A 2,076-nucleotide genomic window follows, 5' to 3' on the forward strand; every position below is an offset into this window, starting at 1 on the left:
GATCGGACGTTTGTTACTTGCATCTCTCGCTTCCAAGACCTTCTTTTCAAGGTGATGGTCAATAAATGGACCTTTTTTAATTGAACGCGGCATGTGAAATTCCTAGCCTTTTATTTACGATTACGACGACGTACGATCATATTATCCGTACGTTTATTCTTACGAGTTTTGTAGCCTTTAGTAGGCACACCCCAAGGTGTTACGGGGTGACGTCCACCAGAGGTACGACCTTCACCACCACCATGTGGATGGTCAACCGGGTTCATGACCACACCGCGAACGGTAGGTCGAACACCACGCCAACGTTTTGCACCGGCTTTACCCAATGAACGTAATGAATGCTCTCCATTACCAACTTCGCCCATAGTCGCTTTGCATTCCAGTGGAACTTTACGAGTTTCACCACTGCGTAAGCGGATAGTGGCATAGCCATTTTCACGAGCAACATATTGAACACTGCTACCAGCACTACGTGCTAACTGAGCACCCTTACCTGGTTTCAATTCAACACAGTGAACAGTGCTACCTAAAGGAATGGCAGACAATTTCAACGTATTACCAGCACGGATTGCAGCTTCATCACCTGACTCAAGACGATCACCAGCGGTGATGCCTTTTGGAGCGATAATGTAGCGTTTTTCACCATCTGCGTAGCTTAATAAAGCAATATGAGCCGTACGGTTTGGATCGTATTCAATACGTTCAACAACAGCAGGAATGCCGTCTTTGTTACGTTTGAAGTCAACTACGCGATAGCGTTGTTTATGACCACCACCTTGGTGACGGACAGTAATACGACCAGCGTTATTACGACCACCATTTTTAGTCTTTTTCTCTACCAAAGGAGCATATGGCGCACCTTTGTACAGATCTGGAGTACTCACCTGCACAACAAATCTGCGACCTGCTGATGTAGGTTTAGCCTTTTTTAATGCCATTCCTGTTTCCTCACCCGTATTCTGTATTATTCGCCAAGGAAGTTGAGATCAGCACCATCAGCTAATGTCACATAGGCTTTCTTCCAGTCACTGCGTTTGCCGAAATTACGGCCTACACGTTTAACTTTGCCTTTAACATTGGCTGTTGATACAGCAGCAACTTTCACATCAAACAAGCTTTCTACAGCTTTTTTGATTTCAGCTTTGTTGGCGTTAGGTAATACTTTAAGTACTACCTGGTTATGATCTTCGGCTACACGCGATGCTTTTTCAGCAACCACTGGGCCAAGAATAATTTTGCTTAAGCGTTCTGTGTTCATACAAATGACTCCTCAAGCTTACGAATTGAGTCTTCACTCATCACGACTTTTTCAAAACGCAATAATGCTACTGGGTTCACATGTGCAGCATCTGTAGCAGCAATGTTATATAAGTTGCGCGATGCTAACGCCAGATTACCGGCGGCGTTTTCACAAACGATCAAAGCGTTTTCAATACCCAGCGACTTTGTCATTGCTAACAAGTCTTTTGTTTTTGGTGAATCGAGCTCAACTTTATCAACCACAACTAATGCATCTTTACGACGTAATTCTGACAAAATGACAGAAATCGCATTACGGTACATTTTACGGTTTACTTTTTGGCTGTAATCACGATTTTTCGATGCAAAGGTTACACCACCACTACGCCATAATGGGCTGCGGATTGTACCAGCACGAGCGCGACCACTTCCTTTTTGTGAAAAAGGTTTTCTGCCACCACCGCTCACTTCTGAGCGGGTTTTCTGTGCATGCGTTCCGGCACGGCCGCCTGCTAAATAAGCAGTAACAACTTGATGCACAAGTGACTCATTAAACTCACGATCAAGAAACGCATCGGAAACTGTAATGTTTCCGGCTTTCTTACCGTTGAATGTTTGTAACTGAAGATCCACGTTAATTCCCCTCAGAATCTTACTTAGGCTTTCACAGCTGGGCTAACTACGACATTGCTGCCTGTTGCACCTGGCACTGAGCCTTTGACCAAAATCAGGTTCCGTTCCGCATCCACTCTGACAACAGAAAGATTTTGCAACGTGCGTTTTTTATCACCCATATGGCCTGCCATTTTCTTACCCTTGAACACGCGTCCAGGAGTT

Annotated in this window: 3 protein-coding genes and 2 pseudogenes; all 5 read right to left on the bottom strand. The window is 44.7% G+C overall.

All coding sequences use genetic code 11. The features are described from left to right. Positions 1-93: pseudogene (locus tag Q7V21_RS17935) on the bottom strand (30S ribosomal protein S19); the annotation flags it as partial. A 17-nt stretch (positions 94-110) separates the two neighbouring features. Continuing rightward, the gene (gene rplB / locus Q7V21_RS17940; RefSeq protein WP_304918099.1) at positions 111-938 is read right to left on the bottom strand and encodes a 50S ribosomal protein L2; all 828 of its coding nucleotides are present in this window, start codon (positions 936-938) and stop codon (positions 111-113) included. A gap of 26 nt (positions 939-964) precedes the next feature. Further along, positions 965-1,258, bottom strand: coding sequence for a 50S ribosomal protein L23 (gene rplW / locus Q7V21_RS17945; RefSeq protein ID WP_304918100.1), 294 nt, complete (start codon positions 1,256-1,258; stop codon positions 965-967). Beyond that, positions 1,255-1,872, bottom strand: coding sequence for a 50S ribosomal protein L4 (gene rplD / locus Q7V21_RS17950; RefSeq protein WP_069296939.1), 618 nt, complete (start codon positions 1,870-1,872; stop codon positions 1,255-1,257). The genes rplW and rplD overlap by 4 nt, the downstream gene beginning before the upstream one ends. Before the next feature lie 23 nt (positions 1,873-1,895). Beyond that, a pseudogene (rplC, locus tag Q7V21_RS17955) lies at positions 1,896-2,076 on the bottom strand (50S ribosomal protein L3); the annotation flags it as partial.

Source organism: Methylophaga sp., from assembly GCF_030651745.1.

Excerpts from the sequence above, each read along its gene's own strand:
- rplB (WP_304918099.1), bottom strand. The coding sequence starts at position 938 with ATGGCATTAAAAAAGGCTAAACCTACATCAGCAGGTCGCAGATTTGTT.
- rplW (WP_304918100.1), bottom strand. The coding sequence starts at position 1,258 with ATGAACACAGAACGCTTAAGCAAAATTATTCTTGGCCCAGTGGTTGCT.